General features: G+C 64.0%; 20 protein-coding genes. 15 read left to right on the forward strand and 5 right to left on the reverse strand.

The annotated features are described in order from the left end of the window. On the forward strand, positions 1 to 1,449 hold the full coding sequence (locus RHO23_RS12485) for a PLP-dependent aminotransferase family protein (RefSeq protein WP_046254316.1): 1,449 nt from the start codon (positions 1 to 3) through the stop codon (positions 1,447 to 1,449). Between the two features lie 18 nt (positions 1,450 to 1,467). On the opposite strand, the gene serB is transcribed toward RHO23_RS12485, so the two are convergent. Together serB and ctaD are read right to left on the reverse strand one after the other, a co-directional pair. Then, on the reverse strand, positions 1,468 to 2,703 hold the full coding sequence (serB, locus tag RHO23_RS12490) for a phosphoserine phosphatase SerB (protein ID WP_030097115.1): 1,236 nt from the start codon (positions 2,701 to 2,703) through the stop codon (positions 1,468 to 1,470). An 18-nt stretch (positions 2,704 to 2,721) separates the two neighbouring features. Further along, complete coding sequence (ctaD, locus tag RHO23_RS12495; RefSeq protein WP_030097114.1) at positions 2,722 to 4,419, reverse strand: cytochrome c oxidase subunit I; 1,698 nt, start codon at positions 4,417 to 4,419, stop codon at positions 2,722 to 2,724. Between the two features lie 170 nt (positions 4,420 to 4,589). Here ctaD and RHO23_RS12500 point away from each other — a divergent pair, with 170 nt between their 5' ends. The 4 genes from RHO23_RS12500 to RHO23_RS12515 all read left to right on the forward strand — a co-directional run bounded on the left by RHO23_RS12500 (position 4,590) and on the right by RHO23_RS12515 (position 7,127). Then, the gene (locus tag RHO23_RS12500) at positions 4,590 to 5,663 is read left to right on the forward strand and encodes an ABC transporter substrate-binding protein (RefSeq protein ID WP_423487830.1); all 1,074 of its coding nucleotides are present in this window, start codon (positions 4,590 to 4,592) and stop codon (positions 5,661 to 5,663) included. A gap of 67 nt (positions 5,664 to 5,730) precedes the next feature. Then, positions 5,731 to 6,009 (forward strand): YciI family protein, encoded by a 279-nt coding sequence (locus tag RHO23_RS12505; RefSeq protein ID WP_030097112.1) that lies wholly within the window; start codon positions 5,731 to 5,733, stop codon positions 6,007 to 6,009. Beyond that, entirely contained in the window at positions 6,006 to 6,518 is a 513-nt protein-coding gene (locus tag RHO23_RS12510) for a nitroreductase/quinone reductase family protein (protein WP_030097111.1), read from the forward strand. Before RHO23_RS12505 ends, RHO23_RS12510 begins: the two co-directional genes overlap by 4 nt. A 135-nt stretch (positions 6,519 to 6,653) precedes the next feature. Next, positions 6,654 to 7,127 (forward strand): SRPBCC family protein, encoded by a 474-nt coding sequence (locus tag RHO23_RS12515; protein WP_046254318.1) that lies wholly within the window; start codon positions 6,654 to 6,656, stop codon positions 7,125 to 7,127. Between the two features lie 6 nt (positions 7,128 to 7,133). On the opposite strand, the gene RHO23_RS12520 is transcribed toward RHO23_RS12515, so the two are convergent. After that, positions 7,134 to 7,550: a hypothetical protein gene (locus RHO23_RS12520; RefSeq protein ID WP_070917917.1), complete on the reverse strand. Its 417-nt coding sequence runs from the start codon at positions 7,548 to 7,550 to the stop codon at positions 7,134 to 7,136. A gap of 36 nt (positions 7,551 to 7,586) precedes the next feature. Here RHO23_RS12520 and RHO23_RS12525 point away from each other — a divergent pair, with 36 nt between their 5' ends. The 8 genes from RHO23_RS12525 to RHO23_RS12560 all read left to right on the forward strand — a co-directional run bounded on the left by RHO23_RS12525 (position 7,587) and on the right by RHO23_RS12560 (position 15,270). Beyond that, complete coding sequence (locus tag RHO23_RS12525) at positions 7,587 to 8,159, forward strand: TetR/AcrR family transcriptional regulator (RefSeq protein WP_046254320.1); 573 nt, start codon at positions 7,587 to 7,589, stop codon at positions 8,157 to 8,159. Between the two features lie 38 nt (positions 8,160 to 8,197). After that, positions 8,198 to 9,025: an EamA family transporter gene (locus RHO23_RS12530; RefSeq protein ID WP_423489225.1), complete on the forward strand. Its 828-nt coding sequence runs from the start codon at positions 8,198 to 8,200 to the stop codon at positions 9,023 to 9,025. 26 nt (positions 9,026 to 9,051) lie between these two features. After that, positions 9,052 to 9,642, forward strand: a complete 591-nt coding sequence (locus RHO23_RS12535) for a TetR/AcrR family transcriptional regulator (protein WP_264921920.1) — start codon at positions 9,052 to 9,054, stop codon at positions 9,640 to 9,642. Between the two features lie 35 nt (positions 9,643 to 9,677). Continuing rightward, a complete protein-coding gene (locus RHO23_RS12540; protein ID WP_064409271.1) occupies positions 9,678 to 10,154 on the forward strand; it encodes a nitroreductase family deazaflavin-dependent oxidoreductase in 477 nt (158 codons plus the stop codon). A 94-nt stretch (positions 10,155 to 10,248) separates the two neighbouring features. Next, entirely contained in the window at positions 10,249 to 12,144 is a 1,896-nt protein-coding gene (locus tag RHO23_RS12545; RefSeq protein WP_070917915.1) for an ABC transporter ATP-binding protein/permease, read from the forward strand. Positions 12,145 to 12,189: 45 nt separating this feature from the next. Beyond that, positions 12,190 to 13,230, forward strand: coding sequence for an NAD(P)-dependent alcohol dehydrogenase (locus RHO23_RS12550; RefSeq protein ID WP_030097103.1), 1,041 nt, complete (start codon positions 12,190 to 12,192; stop codon positions 13,228 to 13,230). A 56-nt stretch (positions 13,231 to 13,286) separates the two neighbouring features. Next, a complete protein-coding gene (locus tag RHO23_RS12555; protein WP_030097102.1) occupies positions 13,287 to 14,738 on the forward strand; it encodes an LLM class flavin-dependent oxidoreductase in 1,452 nt (483 codons plus the stop codon). Positions 14,739 to 14,748: 10 nt separating this feature from the next. Next, entirely contained in the window at positions 14,749 to 15,270 is a 522-nt protein-coding gene (locus tag RHO23_RS12560) for a hypothetical protein (RefSeq protein ID WP_264921922.1), read from the forward strand. Here the strand turns inward: RHO23_RS12560 and RHO23_RS12565 are convergent, their stop codons facing one another. Then, positions 15,271 to 15,600, reverse strand: coding sequence for a DUF3349 domain-containing protein (locus RHO23_RS12565; RefSeq protein ID WP_264921923.1), 330 nt, complete (start codon positions 15,598 to 15,600; stop codon positions 15,271 to 15,273). Between the two features lie 121 nt (positions 15,601 to 15,721). Continuing rightward, positions 15,722 to 16,684 carry a class 1b ribonucleoside-diphosphate reductase subunit beta gene (gene nrdF, locus RHO23_RS12570; RefSeq protein WP_064410391.1) on the reverse strand — a complete coding sequence of 321 codons (963 nt, stop codon included), beginning with the start codon at positions 16,682 to 16,684 and terminating at the stop codon, positions 15,722 to 15,724. A gap of 186 nt (positions 16,685 to 16,870) precedes the next feature. Here nrdF and RHO23_RS12575 point away from each other — a divergent pair, with 186 nt between their 5' ends. Beyond that, a complete protein-coding gene (locus RHO23_RS12575; protein ID WP_423487831.1) occupies positions 16,871 to 17,725 on the forward strand; it encodes an SDR family oxidoreductase in 855 nt (284 codons plus the stop codon). Between the two features lie 29 nt (positions 17,726 to 17,754). Next, positions 17,755 to 18,948: a geranylgeranyl reductase family protein gene (locus RHO23_RS12580; protein WP_064409275.1), complete on the forward strand. Its 1,194-nt coding sequence runs from the start codon at positions 17,755 to 17,757 to the stop codon at positions 18,946 to 18,948. Positions 18,949 to 18,951 lie beyond the last annotated feature (3 nt).

Raw genomic sequence — 18,951 nt, forward strand, 5'->3', positions numbered from 1 at the left:
ATGTCCGATCGTGTGGTCGTTGCAGACACCCTGGCCCGTCACCTCGGCCAATGGCGCACGGCAGGGTCTGCCGGACCCGCCTACGGAGCGTTGGCGGATGCGATCAGGCTTCTCGTCATCGACGGACGCCTGCCCCTGGGGGCCCGCATCCCCAGCGAACGAGCATTGGCAAGTGCCCTGCACGTCAGCCGCACCACCGTCACCGCCGCGTACGCAGAACTGCGCGAGAGCGGATATCTGCGCGGCCGCCAGGGCGCGCGCAGCACTACCGCCCTGCCCGGCCCCGACCGATCACCCTCGGCCACAACGGGATTGGCAACCCCGATGATCGACCTGCAAAACGCGGCGACCGCAGCGCCGGCGGCCGCAGTACTGGACGCCTACCAGGTGGCCCTGACCAAGCTGCCGACCCATCTTCGGGGAATCGGCCATGAGCTGGTGGGCATTCCAGAACTGCGCCCTCGTATCGCCGAGCACTTCTCACGACGCGGGCTGCCTACTACCGAGGATCAGATCATGGTGACCTGCGGCGCCCAGCAGGCCATCGCCTTGCTCCTCGGCGCCTTCGTGGAGCCCGGCGACCGGGTCCTGGTGGAGCAGCCGACGTACCACGGCGCACTCGATGCGATCACCCAGCGTGGCGGGCGCCCGGTTCCAGTACCGATGCACACCCACGAGCGCGAATCCGGCTGGGATATGACCGGCATGGAGACCACCATCCGCCAAACGGCCCCCAACCTGGCCTACCTGGTGCTGGACAACCACAATCCCACCGGTCTCACGATGCCGCTTGCGCAGCGAAAGACGTTGGCGGACATAATATCCCAGACTCGAACCCGCACCGTTGTCGATGAGTCACTTGTCGGTGCCTGGCACGAGGCCTCGACCCCCGCGCCCATGGCTTCGCTGGTGGCCCGGCCCGATCTGGTGGTCACCATCGGGTCGATGTCGAAGTCGTTCTGGGGCGGCATGCGCGTCGGCTGGGTCCGTGCCGACCGCACCACGGTCGCCCGGCTCGCGGCAGTGCGCTCCGCCATGGACACGGGCACGCCGATCCTGGAGCAGTTGGCCGCCGCTGAGCTTCTGGAACACGCGGACGAGGTGGAGGCCGTGCAGCGGGCGACCCTGCGCGCACGGCGCGCCCTGGTATTGGCCGAGCTGCGTCGTCGGCTCCCCGATTGGGAGCTACAGGAAGCCGAAGGCGGACTGTGCATCTGGGCCCGGTTGCCCGCCCCGATGAGTACCGCACTCGCCGCCGCTGCCGCGCGCCTCGGGGTTCGTATCGCCGCCGGCCCGCGGTTCGGTGTCGGCGGCTCGCTGGAACGATTCGTGCGGGTGCCCTTCACCCAGCATGACGATCAGTTGATACGCGGTGTGGAGCTGCTGGCCCAGGCCTGGCACACCGTGACCGGTGCACTGCCGCTTTCCGACTCGGCGATGGTGGGCTGAGGCCCGATCCGGCAGCGGCTAGTCGTCCGGGATATCGACGCGACGCACGCCACCGTCGACGGCATCGGCCGCCTCGATCTCGGCGCGGGTGATACCGAGGATGAAGAGCACCACATCCAGATACGGCTGGCTCACCGACGCGTCGGCCACCTTCCGCAGCGCGGGTTTGGCGTTGAAGGCCACGCCGAGCCCGGCCGCCGAAAGCATGTCGATATCGTTCGCACCGTCTCCGACGGCCACCGTTTGCGCCAGCGGAACACCTGCCTCATAGGCGAATTGGCGCAATGCCTTGGCCTTGCCGGGGCGGTCAACCACCTCCCCTATCACCCGGCCGGTGAGCTTGCCGTCGACGATCTCCAAGACATTGGCCGCCACGAAGTCCAGGGCCAGTTCATGGGCCAGCGGCTCGATCACCTGACGGAATCCACCCGACACCACACCGCAGGAGTAGCCCAGCCGACGCAGAGTCCGGATGGTGGTACGCGCGCCCGGCGTGAGCACCAATTCGTCGGCGACATCGTCGAGTACCGATTCGGGAAGCCCGGCGAGTGTGGCGACCCGCTGGTGCAGCGACTCGGCGAAGTCGAGTTCCCCACGCATGGCGGCCTCGGTGATCGCGGCGACCTGCTCGCGCGCGCCGGCCCGATCGGCCAGCATCTCGATGACCTCGCCCTGGACAAGGGTCGAATCCACGTCAAAAACGATGAGCCGCTTGGCCCGCCGGTCCAGACTGCTGTGCTCGACGGCGATATCCACCGGCTCGTCGGCGGCCACCTGGGCCATCGCGGTGTGCAGGTCGACATCGGTCAGCTGAGCTTGCGGGACGGTGACGCGCAGTTCCAGGCCGGTCACCGGGTAGTCGGCGATACCCCGGATGAGGTCGATGTTGATGCCAAGACCGGCCAGCCCGCGGGCGACCGCGCCGAAAGCGCGCGCGGTAACCGGCCTCCCGAGCACCACGATGGTGTGCGTCGACGGATCTTTGATCACCGAACTGTCCCCACCGAATTCGACGTCGACATCGAATCCAAGGGTATGCATGGCCTCTTCGAGCTCGTCCTGCAGCGCCTCAACAGCTTCGCTGCGACCCTGTGCCTTGACGAGGACACCGAGCGTGAGCTTGCCGCGAATGACAACCTGTTCGACATTCAGCAGCTCGACACCGTGGCGGGACAGCACCCCCATCAGCACCGAGGTGACGCCGGGTTTATCGGCCCCGGTGACGGTGATCAGAACCGTGACGCGGTCACTCACAGCTGCGTATCGCGGCCGTTATTTATGGCCGCCACCCACATGTGCCTCAGCGCGCATGCGCTCGGACATGTGCGGGTAGTGCAGCTCGAATGCCGGGCGCTCCGAACGGATTCGGGGCAGCTCGGAGAAGTTGTGCCGCGGCGGCGGGCAGCTGGTGGCCCACTCCAGGGAGTTGCCGTAGCCCCACGGGTCGTCGACCGTGACAACCTCGCCGTACCGGTAGCTCTTGAACACGTTCCACAGGAACGGCAGGGTCGAGGCACCCAGGATGAAGGCACCGACCGTCGAGAACGAGTTCAGGAAGGTGAAGCCGTCGGTGGGCAGGTAGTCGGCGTAACGACGCGGCATGCCCTGGTTACCCAGCCAGTGCTGCACCAGGAACGTGGAGTGGAATCCGATGAAGGTCAGCCAGAAGTGGAACTTACCGAGGCGCTCGTCGAGCAGGCGGCCGGTCATCTTCGGGAACCAAAAGTAGATACCGGCGTACGTCGCGAACACGATGGTGCCGAAGAGCACGTAGTGGAAGTGCGCGATCACGAAGTACGAGTCGGTGACGTGGAAGTCCACAGGGGGCATGGCCAGCAGCACGCCGGTCAGACCACCGAAGAGGAAGGTGACCAAGAAGCCCACCGAGAAGATCATCGGGGTTTCGAAGGTCAGCTGGCCCTTCCACATGGTGCCGATCCAGTTGAAGAACTTGATACCCGTCGGGACGGCGATCAGGAACGTCATGAAGGAGAAGAACGGCAGCAGCACGGCGCCGGTGGCGTACATGTGGTGCGCCCACACCGCGATGGACAGCGCCGCGATACCGAGCGTCGCGTAGATCAGCGTGGTGTAACCGAAGATCGGCTTGCGGCTGAACACCGGGAAGATCTCCGAGACGATGCCGAAGAACGGCAGCGCGATGATGTACACCTCGGGGTGTCCGAAGAACCAGAACAGGTGCTGCCACAGCAGGACACCGCCGTTGGCGGGATCGAAGACGTGTGCGCCGAGGTGGCGGTCGGCCGCCAGACCGAACAGCGCCGCGGTCAGCAGCGGGAAGGCCAGCAGCACTAGCACGCTGGTCACCAGGATGTTCCAGGTGAAGATCGGCATCCGGAACATGGTCATACCGGGGGCGCGCATACACACGACCGTGGTGATCATGTTGACCGCACCGAGGATGGTGCCCAGACCACCGACGGCCAGACCCATGATCCACAGATCAGCACCGGCACCCGGCGAGTGGATGGCGTCGGTCAACGGGGTGTAGGCGGTCCAGCCGAAGTCGGCAGCGCCGCCGGGGGTGATGAAGCCGGCGATACCGATCATGGCGCCGAACAGGAAGAGCCAGAAGGAGAAGGCGTTCAACCGCGGGAAGGCGACGTCGGGGGCGCCGATCTGCAACGGCAGCACCACGTTCGCGAAGCCGAACACGATGGGCGTCGCGTAGAACAGCAGCATCACGGTGCCGTGCATGGTGAACAGCTGGTTGAACTGCTCGTTGGACAGGAACTGCAGACCCGGCACGGCCAGCTCGGCGCGCATGAACAGCGCCATCAAGCCTCCGATGAGGAAGAACGCGAAGCACGCGACCAGGTACATGATGCCGATCAGCTTGTGATCGGTGGTCGTGATCAAGCGATAGATCAGAGTGCCCCGCGCGCCCGTGCGGGGCGGGAACGGGCGGCTGGCCTGCAATCCACCAATGGGGGGTGCTTCGGCGGTCACGGCTCCTCCGATTCCTCGTAGCGCGCAGTCGTTCCAGTGACTGCATGTCTGGGGTGAATCCTAGCCCGCGCCACCCCCGATCGCGGAGCGGGTCCTACAGAGAGTCGTACTTAGGGTTGATTACCATCCGCGCGGACGTGGTCACCGGGCCCTGCCGTGGTCCTACCCGCGTGTTCACGACCCCGCGCGGTAAGTTCAACCGGGTGCAGACAGTGAGGTTCTGGGGCGCTGCCGTGATATTGGCGGCACTGGCGGCGGCGACGGTGGCCGGCTGTACCGAGAAACCCACCAACGAGACCGCGAGCACCGTGGTCACCAGCACGACGAGGATTGCCGGCGCGGGCGTGTTGGGTAATGAGCGCAAGCCCGACGAGTCCTGCGCCAAGGATCCGGCGGCCCTCGACCCCGCCGCGCCACGCGAGGTGAGGCACGCACAGGGCGAGACCGAGGTACCCGAAGACCCCAAGCGGATCGTGGTTCTTGACGGCGGCGCCATCGACACCCTGTGTGCGCTCGGGCTGCAGGATCGCATCGTCGGGGTCGGGCTGGCTGACCGCGCGACCTCTCCCCCGTCATACCTGGGCACGACGGTCCACGACCTGCCGTCGATCGGCCCGATGGCATCTCCGGACCTGGCCAAGATCGGCGCCGCCAAGCCGGATCTCATCCTGAGCTCCAATGGCGAGCAGAATTCCTACCTCGACCTGAGCGCCATCGCTCCCACCGTGATCGTGTCGGGACACGATCTGGCCGAGCACGTCCGGCTGGTAGGTAAGGCGACCCGCCGGACCGCGGAGACCGACAAACTGTGGTCGGATTTCGTCGACGCCGCCAAGAAGGTGGGCCGCGAGAACGACACCGCACACTTCCAGGCCTCGATCGTCCAGTTCACCGATCAGACGGTGCGGGTATACGGGGCCAACAACTTCCCGGCATCGGTGCTCGCCACAGCGGGATTGGATCGTCCTGCCACCCAACGGTTTAGCGATACCCCCTTCATCGAGATCGACACCGACGACTTCTCGGCCGCAGAGGGCGACATCGTCTATGTCTCGTTCACCAGCCCGTCGGCCAAGGATCGCGCCGCCCGGATTTTCAGCACCAAGCCCTGGATGGCGCTCGGCGCCACCCGCGACCACCGGGTGTTCGCGGTCAACAACGAGATCTGGCAGACCGGGGACGGAATTGTCGCGGCGCGCGGGATTCTCGATGACTTGCAGTTCGTCAACCGACCCATCAACTAGATCCCCGGTCGCCTAGATCCCCGGTCGCCCGGCCCGCGCCCGCCGCTGCACGCGTTACGCTCCCGGCATGTACCACGTACTGCAGCTGACCTATACCCAACCGCTCGATGTCGTGGACGCTGTCCGCCCCGCGCACCTGGAGTGGCTCGATGGTGAGATCGCGGCAGGCAACCTGCTGATCAGTGGCCGCAACGAGGCCGGCACCGGGGGCGTGCTGGTCACCGGCGATATCAGCGCGCAGGACGCCGAAGCCCTGATCGCCGCCGACCCCTACACCACGGCCGGGGTCGCCGAATACACCCGAATCGGGTTCAACGCGGGCCGCAAGGCGGAGATAATCCCATGAGCGATAAGGGTTTTCCTGAGAATCGCTGGGGCAATCCGGACAGTGCGCTGTCGCGGGTCGCGGCCAAGTTCGCCGCCACCAAACCGGGTTCGTGGACCATCCGGAAACTGACGCCACTGGACCGGGCCGTTATGGAGCGCACCGGCAGCAGATACACCGTGCTGGGCCCGCTGGGCTTGTCGACGCTGCTGCTGACCACGACGGGTCGCAAGTCTGGCCAGCCTCGGGTCTCTCCGCTGCTTTATCTGCACGATGGTGACCGAATCGCGCTGGTGGGCAGTAATTTCGGCCAAGAGAAGCACCCCGCTTGGACCACGAACCTGCTCGCCGACCCGCGGGCCAAGGTGACACTGGCCGGCCAGACCTTCGACGTGATCGCGACCCTTGTCCAGGGCCCCGAGCGCGACGACTACTACCGGCGCTTCGAGGCGATGCTCGAGGTGTACTCCGCGTACAAGGGCCGCACCGGACGCGAGATCAGGGTTTTCACCCTTGAGCGCACCCCGTAAAGCTATCCGTTACAGGTAGTATCCGTACCTTAAGTACCGGTTCTGAACTGGTAATTTATAATCAACTTGCCACAAAGGCCCCCATTTGGGCCCATATTGGGCTAACGTTCCCCGCAGTCCGCGGAAGGATGGAACGTGATCCAGGAACGCTTAGACATCACCGTCGCAGCCCGGCCGGAAACCGTCCTTGAGGTACTCAAGGACGTTGAGTCCGTCGACAGTTGGCTACGGCCACATCTGCCGACGTGGCCACCGGTCACCAGCACCATGACCGTCGTCGAATCGTTTGACGACGGCTCACCACGGCTGGTGCGAACGGTGAGCTCCACGCTCGGAATCTCCGACGATTCCCTGACCGAGTACGAGTGGTATCCCGACGGCTGCCAGCTCACGCTGCTGGAGAGCAGAACCCTGCGCCACAACATCAGCCGGTTCACCGTCATCCCCGACGAGCCCGAATCCCGGCTGACCGCCGACATCTCCCTGGATCTCAAGATCCGGTTGCCGGGCCTGCTGGAACGCCAGCTCAAGAAGACTCAGGTCGGATTCGTCCGGAGCTTCCAGCGGGCGCTTGCCGAGGAATCGGCACGACGAGAACTGAATTCGTAGCTGAGTTCAACGCGAACCCGCATCGACGACGCGGCGTTTCACGGAGCGCAGCACGTGATTGGTCGCCAGCACGTGTCCGCGGGTGCCGATCACCAGCGCGCGGTAGATCCGGCCGCGCACCCCGGGAAAGTCCGCGTACGTCTGCGCGCGCAGACGGGTGGTGCCACTGCAGTCGTCATCGAGCTCAAACACTAGTTTGTACCGCGAAAAACGATGCCGCCCAGTTAAACTCAGACGTCGTTCGGGGTCGATGCGCTCTACCGCGAAGCCCGCACGCGGGCGGGTACCCAACACAGCACCGAGCGGATTGCGCTCGGCGGATCGTAGGACCGCGTCCACGTAGCGCCGCAAACTCTCCCACACCTGCCCCCGCGGCGCGTCGATACGAATCGTACGCTCGTCAATATAGGATAGATGTTCCATATTCCAGATTTACCAGAATTAGGACGAATATTCCAGATGGCTCCTGAACGCAAACACACCAGCGATGCCATCCTTGACGCGGTGCGATCACTGCTGCTCGACGGCGGCCCCCGCGCCGCGACCATTGCGGCGATAGCGGAAGCCTCGGGTGCACCACCGGGGACGCTCAATCACCGCTTCGGCAACCGCGAGGCCATCATGTCGGCAACGTGGCTACGTGCGGTTGAGCGCTTTCACCAGCACGCTCTCCATGCGTTACGCACCTCCGCCGATCCTGTTGAAATTGCCGTGGCACTAGCCCTTTCGGTGCCCGCCTTCGCGCGTGCATACCCCGAGGACGCCCGGTTGCTGCTTTCCCTGCGCAGTGCCGACGTCCTGGGTACCGACGCGGGCTCCACGCTCGACGAGATGAACGAGCCACTGTTCACCTCAGTGCGGGATCTGACGCGGGCCATCTACGGCCGCACCGATGCGCGCTCACGCGACCGGCTCACGCGGGCCGTGGTGGACTTGCCGTATGCCGCAGTACGCCGCCACATGCCCGCCCTGCCCGCGTGGCTCGAAGAAGATCTGGCGGACGCGGTCCGCACGCTCTTGGCAGCGCGGTGACTGAACCCGGGCACCACCGGCTCACCGCGCCGGCACTCATGCTCGTCAGCGGCACCTCCCTGTACATCGGGGCGGCGGCCGGAGTCAGCCTGTTCCGCTGGCTCGATCCGGTGAGCGTGGCCTGGCTGCGGATATGTGGTGCGGCGCTCGTGTTCCTCGCGATCGCCCGGCCCGCGGGCTCGGCCTGGCGGGGCCGGGCGTTGTGGTGGGCGGGGGGCTTTGGCGTGGTCACCGCGCTGATGAATATGTCGTTCTATCTGGCCATCGACCGGTTGCCGTTGGGCACCGCGGTGGCGATCGAATTTCTGGGGCCGATCGGCGTGGCCGCCGCCGGATCACGGTCCCTTCGAGACGGATTCTCGGTACTGGCCGCGCTCGTCGGCGTGGTCCTGATCGCCGATGTACAGCTTTCCGCCGAGCCGGTGGGAATGGCCTTCGCACTACTGGCCGCGTTGTTCTGGGCCGGATACATAGTGCTTGGAAAACGTGTTGCGCTGCAGGGCAACCCGGCAGACTCACTTGCGGTGGGCTTCACGGTCGCCATGATCGTGACCGCCCCGGCCCTGGCTGTGGGCATCGCCGGCATCCACGGTCAGGTTCCCGTCGTTCACATCCTCGTCCTGGGACTCCTGATGGGTGTGCTCTCCAACGTCATCCCCTACGGGCTAGATCAGGTGATCCTGCGGCGGGCGGGGCGAAGCCACTTCGCGGTACTCCTGGCACTTCTCCCGCTCTCCGCGACCGCGATCGGTGTACTTGTCATGCACCAGATTCCCAGCACACCAGAACTTTTCGGCATCCTGGCAATCGTGGTGGCGGTGGCTGCACGCCGAGACTCCCCGCCAAGCGAGCTCCCCGGCGCATAACCTCCGGCGCGTGGTAATTTGGCCATATGACCAACTTGGTCGATCGGCCTAGTTTGGGGCGCGGTGACCGGCGACGTGCCCAACTCGTGCAAGCCGGGGTCGAGCTGTTGTGCGAAGGCGGATGGCCCGCGGTAACCACCCGAGCGGTGGCCGCCCGCGCGAATACCAACCCCGGGGTCATCCATTACCACTTCGGCGGACTGCCGGGCCTGCATTGCGCCGTCGCGCGCCAGACTTGTGAACTGGTGATCAGCCCATTGGTGACGATGTTTCTCGATGCTCCCGATACACGCACCGCCCTGCGCACGATGCGGGATGCGCTCCCCCAGACTGCGAATGACGACCACGCGATGCATCTTGCCGTTGAACTCATCGCGGGGGCGACCCGCGATTCCACGTTGGGGTCGGCGCTGGGCGCCAAACTCAAAGAGGTACGCGCGGAGATCGCCGATCATGTACGGATCCGTCATCCCGACTGGACCCGGCGCCGCGCCGCCGGGATGGCGACGTTGATCATCGCTTTCATGGACGGCCTGGTGCTGCACCACTCAGTCGATCCCAATATCGAAACGGCCGAGGCATTTTCACTACTCGAAAGCCTGCTGGACGAGCAGTGAGCCGAATCGACCGCACCATCTGAAGGGAGAGTGTCGTGAGGAAGATCCAAAGACCCAATCCGCCAACCGGTTTCCAGCGCCTGCTGTGGCGCCTGCCTATTACGTTGTTCCGGGCCCACCTCGGATTCCTGGTGAGCAAGAGACTGATGTTGGTCACTCATGTGGGCCGGTCTTCCGGTCAGCCCCGACAGGCCGCGCTGGAGGTGGTCGAGCTCAGGGACGACGGCAGCATCATCACGGCGTCCGGATTTGGCACGGCCGCGGACTGGTACAAGAACATCCGCAAGACACCCGAGGTGACCATTCAGGTGGGTAACCGCGTTCACGGTGCGCGGGCGACCACGCTGTCCGCCGAGGACGGCGGCGACATCATGGCGAACTACGCGATGAAGCGTCCGCGGTTGGCGAAGCGACTGAGCCGTGTGATGGGTTTTGAGGTCGATGGTTCCGTCGATGACTATCGCGCGGTGGGATGCGCCATCCCGTTCGTGAGGTTCATACCCATCGTCTAGTAGTTCACTCTTGGCGCTTGTCAGGACGTGCTCAGCATGTGCCCGTACACTCCGCGGTCAACTGGATAGTGACTGATTCGGAGGACATTGATCGATGAAGACGGCGACCGACTGGGGCACGGAGGTATGGCGATCGCTGATATGGATCGGCTGGGTGTGGCCGGTAACCATGGCCGTTTTCCTCACCGTCGCGTTCTTGATCATTCGGTTCACCCAATGGGGTCGGCAATTCTGGCGCATTACCGGCCTGTACTTCACCAGCCGCGACGGCCGGGGCGGCTTGGCCCTCCTGGCCCTCGTGCTGCTCTCGGTAGTGGTGAATGTCCGTCTGTCAGTGGTATTCACGTATTACTACAACGACATGTCGGCATCGATTCAATACATCGTCCAGGCATTGGCTCGCGATGGCAGCGGAATGCCGGATGCCAAGGCATTCTTCTGGCTCAACATCCGCCGGTTCTGCCTTTTGGCGGGGATCAACATCGCGCTGGTGGTCACTGATTTGTATCTGTTGCAGGCATTCATCATTCGGTGGCGTGTATGGCTTACCGAGCGCATCACCGCCGACTGGCTCTCCAAGCGCGCCTTCTACCGGTCACGCTTCATCGACAACACCATCGACAACCCGGATCAACGAATCCAGGCCGATATCAACAACTTTGTCGCCATGTCGGCCGCGCCGGAGCAGCTTCAAAGCTCTTCGACACATCTGGCCTTCGGCGCCGTGAACGCATGCATCTCGCTACCGTCGTTCACCATCATCCTGTGGGGTCTATCGGGTCCGCTGAATGTCTTCGGATACGAAATGCCCAGAGCCCTTGTTTTTCTCACCTATATCTACGTGATCGTGACGACCTTGATCGCCTTCCGGATCGGGCGTCCGCTGATCCGCAGATACTTCCTCAACGAACGCCTCAACGCCATGTTCCGCTATGCGCTGGTGCGCCTGCGCGACACCTCAGAAAGCGTGGCCTTCTATCGCGGCGAGAAGGCCGAGGCCAAGCAGCTCAAGGGCCGCTTCGACGGAATCATCGATAACTTCTGGCAGCTGGTGTATCGGAGCATGGGCTTCACCGGCTGGAACTTCGCGGTGTCGCAGACCGCGGCGGTCTTCAACTCGGTGCTCCAGGTTCCGCGACTGATCGCCGGACAGATTACCTACGGCGACGTAAGTCAGAGCGCCAGCGCCGCGGGCCAGCTGCAGACTTCCCTGTCGTTCTTCCGAAACGCCTACGACAACTTCGCCGCCTACCGCGCCACCGTCATGCGCCTGGATGGCCTGTTACACGCGGACGCACAGTCGCGCGAGCTGCCCATGCTCGAGCCGGGCGATCAGGAGGACGGCGTCACGCTGCACAACATCTACGTCCGTAAACCCAATGGCGACAGTCTGATCGACGACCTCAACCTGAGTCTTGACGCGGGCGACGCGCTACTCATCAAGGGGCCCTCGGGCGGAGGCAAGACCACGCTGCTGCGCTCGCTGGCCGGGCTGTGGCCCTACACCGATGGCGATTGGACTCGCCCCGGCGGCGAACACGAGACGTTGTTCCTCTCGCAGCTGCCGTACCTCCCGCTCGGCGATCTGCGCGAGGCGGTGAGTTACCCGGCACCAGCCGGCACCTTCACCGACGAGGAACTGCGCACAACGCTCGACAAGGTGGCACTTGGTCATCTGTCCGACCGGCTCGACGAAGAATCCGATTGGATCAAGGTGCTCTCCCCCGGTGAGCAGCAACGTGTCGCATTCGCCCGGGTGCTGCTTCTCAAGCCCAAGGCCGTGTTCATGGACGAGTCCACGTCCTCGCTCGACGAAGGGCTGGAATTCGCGCTCTATCGGCTCCTTCGCACCGAGGTGCCCAACTGCACACTCGTCAGCGTCGGCCATCGCAGCACCATCGATCAGCATCACGATCAGAAATTGCAGCTGGTGGGCGAGGGCCGCTGGGCGCTCTCTCCAATTGGGACAGGAATAAGCGGGGCCGAGTAGGCTTTTAATCGGTAGCAATGTTAACTATCGCAAAAGGATGCATATATGGTCACCGTGTCGGCTTATGCCGCCGTTTCCGGTAAGGACCCTCTGGTTCCCACCACTATCGAACGGCGCGAAGTAGGGCCCCACGATGTCTTCATCGACATCAAGTTCGCCGGTATCTGTCACTCCGATATCCACACCGTCCGCGACGAGTGGGGCCGCGCCAACTACCCCATCGTCCCCGGTCACGAGATTGCCGGTGTCATCACCGAGGTCGGCTCCGAAGTAACCAAGTTCAAGCCGGGCGACCATGCCGGCGTCGGCTGTTTCGTCAACTCGTGCCGTGAGTGTTCGAGCTGCCTCGCCGGACTGGAGCAGTTCTGCGAGCGCGGCATGGTGGGCACCTACGGCGCCAAGGATCGTGACGGCACCCAGACCCAGGGTGGGTACAGCCAGGCCATCGTCGTCGACGAGAACTATGTGCTGCGCATCCCGGACAGCCTGCCGCTGGACGCGGCCGCGCCACTGCTGTGCGCAGGCATCACCACCTTCTCTCCGTTGCGGCACTGGAACGCGGGCCCCGGCAAGCGCGTTGCTGTCGTCGGACTCGGCGGCCTCGGCCATATGGCCGTCAAGCTCGGCAAGGCGATGGGCGCCGAGGTGACGGTCCTGAGCCAGTCACTCAAGAAGATGGAAGACGGCCTGCGTTTGGGCGCCAGCCACTACTACGCCACCGCCGACCCGGACACCTTCAAGTCGCTGCGCAGCAGCTTCGACCTGATTCTCAACACCGTGTCCTCGAACCTGGACATGGGCAAGTACCTGGGCCTGCTGGGTGTCGACGGCACCCTGGTGGAATTGGGTCTGCCGGAGCACCCGATCGAGGTCCCCGGCTTCCCGCTGCTGACCAACCGGCGCAGCATTTCCGGTTCGTTGATCGGCGGCATCCCGGAAACCCAAGAGATGCTTGATTTCTGCGCCAAGCACGGCATCGGCTCGGAGATCGAAGTCATTGACGCCAACTACATCAACGAGGCCTACGAGCGCGTCGTGGCCAGCGATGTGCGGTACCGGTTCGTCATCGACACCGCCACTTTGTAAGTTTCATCCCGAGTACAACCGGTGACTGATGTCGTCGGGGTGTCGATGCTGAGGGGATGACCCGCGTCATCCGTTTCAACGCGTTCGATATGAATTGTGTTGCGCACCAATCCCCCGGCCTATGGCGGCACCCCGACGACCAGTCCTGGCGGTACAAGGATCTGTCCTATTGGACGAATCTGGCCAAGCTCCTCGAACGCGGTCGCTTCGACGGACTGTTTATCGCCGATGTACTCGGCACCTACGACATCTACGACGCGAGCGATGAGGCCGCCATCCGCCAGGCGGCGCAGATACCGGTCGCCGATCCCCTGCTCCTGGTCTCGGCGATGGCCCTTGTCACCGAACATCTTGGCTTCGGAGTCACCACGGGCACCGGATTCGAACACCCATATCCGTTCGCGCGCAGGCTATCCACCCTCGATCACCTCACCGGAGGCAGGGTCGGATGGAACGTGGTCACGGGGTATCTGCCCGCCGCGGCACGCAACATGGGACAGACCGACCAGCCCGCGCACGATGCCCGCTATGACCACGCCGACGAGTACCTGGAGGTGCTCTACAAACTCTGGGAGGGCTCCTGGGAGGATGATGCCGTCGTCCGCGATGCCGCACGTGGCGTCTTCACCGATCCCGACAAGGTGCACCACATCGGCCATGAGGGAACGCATTTCACCGTCCCCGGTGTGCACCTGGTGGAACCATCTCCGCAGCGGACCCCGGTGATCTACCAGGCGGGATCCTCACCGCGCGGGGTGCGCTTCGCCGCCGAGAACGCCGAAGCCGTGTTCACCGCGGCCCCCACCAAAGAGCTGCTACGCCAAACGGTCACCACCATCCGCCGCGAGCTGGAGCTCGCCGGGCGAGACCCATACTCCGCCAAGATCTTCAACCTCACCACCGTGGTCACCGGCGAGAACTCCGAAGCAGCGCACGCCAAGCACCGCGAGCTGCTGAGCTACGGCAGTGCCGAGGGCGCGCTGGTGTTCATGTCCGGCTGGATGGGCGTGGATCTGGCCCGCTACGGCCTGGACGAACCCATCGGAAACGTGGACTCCAACGCGATCCTGTCGGCGGTCGCAGCGTTCCAGTCCGCCACCGATGATGGCAGGGAGTGGAAGGTGCGCGATATCGCCGAGTGGGGCGAAATCGGTGGCATGGGACCGCGTGTGGTCGGCTCGGGCGCCGAAGTCGCCGACACCCTGCAGGAATGGGTGGAGGAAACCGATGTCGACGGCTTCAATCTGGCCTACGCGATCACCCCCGGCACTTTCGAGGACTTCATCGAGTACGTCGTTCCGGTGCTGACCGAACGTGGTGCCTACCAAACCGAGTACGCATCAGGGACATTGCGCCACAAGCTGCTGGGCAAGGGTGATCGCCTCCCCGACGAGCACCGAGGGGCCAAGTACCGAATCGGCGGGCCGCTCTCGACGATCATCGACCGTCCCTCGACCGTTCCCTCGTCGTCGGGTTCCACCGCACCGGCTCCGACACGCGGGCGGTAGATTTCTGTGTATGAAGAGCAGCGTCAGGCTGGGCGTGTGCGCATCGGTCGCGCTGCTGTGCGCGACAACCGTTAGCGCTGGTTCCGCTGCCGCCGACCCGCCCTCGGGCTTCCCCGACATCAGCGGGCTCCCCGCCGTCGAGTCCCGGCAGTACTTCAGCGTCAAGGTCTATCGGTTCGCGACACCCGATGGGGTTTTGTGTGAGAGCGCCGGATGGAACCCGTACTTTCAGTGGACCTGCATCGGGCCTAAAGGCTCCGGGTCTGCGCAACTGGATCTGGGTAGCTATGCACGGAACAACGGCACCCCTGCGACCGTGGGCGAATCGCAGGGCAACCCCGATTTGTCCCGTGTCCCAGCGCTGCCCGGCAATCACCAGGTACGGATAGCCGCCCCAGTGCACAACGACGACGGCAGCCAGACCACGTTGACATGTGCCACCCCGGCACCCAAGACCACGGCGTGTTTGGTGGACGATCTCCGCGGTACACACGGATTCGTACTCAGCCCAGAACGCAACTGGGCGTTCTAGTTACGCGTTGAGCGCGGTGGAGTCCACGCCGGCAAGCGGCCAGCCACCTGCGGCCAAGCGCGAGGCCACCCGCGAAATGTCTTGAGCGGTGGGCTCATCCTTCGTCACGTCCGTGATGAACTTCTCGATCTCGTCCTGACTCACCACACCGTCGATCTGCGCGGACGACTGGGGAGCGGTCAGCTTGGCGACGACTTCCTTGACCTGCTCTTCGGTCAGCGTGCGGCGCAGCAGCGCCAGCAGTGGAAACCGATCCGTGGGGGGTACTCCCTCGGGGTATCCCGCAGACAGCCAAGACAGGATCGAACCGATAATCGATGTGCTCGTCACGCTAATAGTGTCCCTGCAGCAGGTTCACAGCGCGAGGTGACATCAGTACAGTTCACCGGCCGTTCATTTGTTCTCGGCGAACAGTCCCCCGGCGCCGAGGGACTGTTCAGCAGGAGAAGATCTAGAAGTCCCAGTCCTCGTCTTCGGTGTTCACTGCCTTGCCAATGACGTACGAGGAACCGGACCCGGAGAAGAAGTCGTGGTTCTCGTCGGCGTTCGGTGACAGCGCCGAAAGGATCGCCGGGTTCACGTCGGTCTCCTCGCGCGGGAAGAGCGCCTCATAGCCCAGGTTCATCAGGGCCTTGTTGGCGTTGTAGCGCAGGAACTTCTTGACGTCCTCGGTGAGCCCGACCTCGTCGTAAAGGTCTTCGGTGTAATCGGTTTCGTTCTCGTACAGCTCGTAGAGCAGGTCGTAGGTGTACTCCTTGATCTCGGAGCGGGTGGCCTCATCGACGCGCTCCAGACCCTTCTGGAACTTGTAGCCGATGTAGTACCCGTGCACTGCCTCGTCGCGAATGATGAGGCGGATCATGTCGGCGGTGTTGGTGAGCTTGGCGCGACTCGACCAGTACATCGGAAGGTAGAAGCCGGAGTAGAACAGGAAGCTCTCCAGCAAGGTCGAGGCAACCTTGCGCTTGAGCGGCTCGTCGCCCCGGTAGTACTCCATGACGATCTCGGCCTTGCGTTGCAGGTTCGGGTTCTCCTCCGACCAGCGGAACGCGTCATCGATCTCGCGCGTGGAGCACAGTGTCGAGAAGATCGAGCTGTAGCTCTTGGCGTGCACCGACTCCATGAACGCGATGTTGGTGTACACCGCCTCCTCATGCGGAGTGATCGCATCGGGGATCAGGCTGACCGCACCCACAGTGCCCTGAATGGTGTCCAGCAGCGTCAGGCCCGTGAAAACCCGCATGGTCAACTGCTTTTCGAAATCTGTGAGGGTGTTCCACGACGGAATGTCGTTAGATACCGGCACCTTTTCGGGAAGCCAGAAGTTACCGGTGAGCCGGTCCCAGACCTCGGCATCCTTCTCATCGGGAACCCGGTTCCAGTTGATCGCCGAGACGCGGCTGACCAGCTTCAGTTTTTCACTCACGAGACCACTCCTGGAGAACGTCAAACAGATTCGCGGGATTCGCTGACTGTGGAACAGACACTACCCCTGGGGGCCGACATCGCGGCGCAACACAACGTGTTGTGGTTAAGCGTGTCGAACTCATTCGGCAGAATTCCTAGTGACACAAACTTGACACGTGTAAAGTCCGTGGTCATGGACAAAATCACGGGCAAGAACATCGCCATCACCGGTGCCGCGCGCGGTATCGGTTACGCCACCGCCACTGCCCTGCTGCGGCGCGGCGCCCGAGTGGTGATCGGCGACCGTGATGTTGAGGCACTCGGCGCGGCCGTCGAGGGCCTCAAAGAAGAAGGCAACGTCGACGCCCACCCCGTGGACGTGACCGACCCCACCTCGTTCAAGCGTTTTCTAGAGGCAGCCGGTGCCGGCGGACCGGTCGATGTGCTCATCAACAACGCGGGTGTCATGCCGATCGGACCGTTCCTGTCCACGAGCGACGGCGCGATTCGGTCGATACTGGAGGTGAATCTGTACGGCGTCATCAACGGCTGTCGCCTGGCACTTCCCGAGATGGTGGCACGTCGCGGCGGTCAGATCGTCAACATCGCCTCGGTCGCCGGTTTGATGGCGGCCCCCGGCATGGCCGTCTACAACGCGTCCAAGTTCGGTGTTGTCGGGCTGTCCCGCGCGCTGAGCGACGAGTTCGAGCCACAAGGGGTCCAGGTCAGCGCCGTACTGCCGACGTTTACCAACACCGAGTTGATCGCAGGTACCGATTCGACCGGCGCACAGAAACCCGTCGAACCCGAAGACATCGCCGAGGCCGTGGTGCGGATTATCGAGAAACCGCGTGTCCAGGTCACCGTCCCCAAGCCACTCGGTGCCGTGACCACGATCGTCAATTCACTGCCCACCAAGGTCCGCCGGTTCATGAGCAAAAAGACCGGAACCGATCGCGTCTTCCTCGATATCGACACCAATGCACGCAGCGCGTACGAGAACCGTGCCGGTTCGAGCCTGGGTGTGACCAAGCCCGACGGCGAATAGCCGCACTATCGGCCCTTACTATTTAGTACGTGAGCGAGAACCACTACGACATCGCGGTAGTCGGCGGGGGCCCGGCCGGGTCTTCCGCGGCCTGGCAAGCCGCCCGTACGGGCGCCCGCGTGGTTCTCGTCGACAAGGCCGAATTCCCACGAGACAAGCCGTGCGGCGACGGGCTGACCGCCCGCGCGGTGAGCTACCTGCAGAAGATGGGCCTGGCCCACGAGGTCGCCCAGTTCCACCGCGTCGACGGTGTGCGCGTGGACAGCGGCAGTGTCTGGGAGCTCACCTTCCCCAAGCGTCCCGGTATGCCCGATCACGGGCATGTGGTGCGCCGCCCCGAGCTGGACACTCTGCTGCTCAAGCACGCTGAGTCCGCGGGCGTGGAAGTGCGCCAGTCCACCGAGGCGGTCGCGCCCGTCGGCGATGGCACCACGGTCAAGGGCATCGAAGTCAAGACCGCCAACGGCGCTCGGGAAACCATCTCGGCCGACGCGGTGATTGTCGCCGACGGCGCCTACTCCCCCATCAAACGCGCGATGAACCTCGACTCGGAGGTCAAGGGGTACACCGCGATCGCGATCCGGGCCGAGATGGAGGCCAATCGCGAAGACTCCAACATGCTCGATATCGATCTTCGGCTGCACCACAACAACGACGCGCTGATCGGATACGGCTGGGTGTTCCCGCTCGGCGCCGGACGCATCAACATCGGCATCGGGTACGTCAACAGCTACAAGAAGTGGCAGGACGTCAACGCCGCGCAGGTGCTCGACACCTACATGAAGAAGCTGCCCAGGGAGTGGGAGCTGCCCGACCTGGCAGAGCTGCGCAAGAACAAGGGTGTGCGCGCCTGGCGCCTGCCCATGGGATTTACCGCGTGGCCGCCCTGGCGCCCCGGCGTGCTGTTCGCCGGCGACGCGCTGGGCGCAGGTAAGCCGGTCAGCGGCGCCGGCATCTCCAAGGCGCTCGAATCCGGTTTGGCGGCAGGCGAATGTGCGGTGGCGGCGTTGCAGAACGCCGGTCCACACGACTTCACCAACTACCAGCAGCGGATGAACGATGCCTGGGGCCGGGAGTACCGCCGCGGCCGGATCATGCACCGTGCGTTGGGCAACCCGTGGCTGTGCGATAAGGGCATCAAGCTGATGGACAACGCGACCTTCCGCGACAACATGCTCAAAGTCTTGTACAAGCGGGCCCAGGGCCCCGGTCACAAGCACTGATTC

The sequence above is a fragment of the Mycobacteroides sp. PCS013 genome, from assembly GCF_049532645.1.
GTDB classification, from domain to species: Bacteria; Actinomycetota; Actinomycetes; order Mycobacteriales; family Mycobacteriaceae; genus Mycobacterium; species Mycobacterium gwanakae.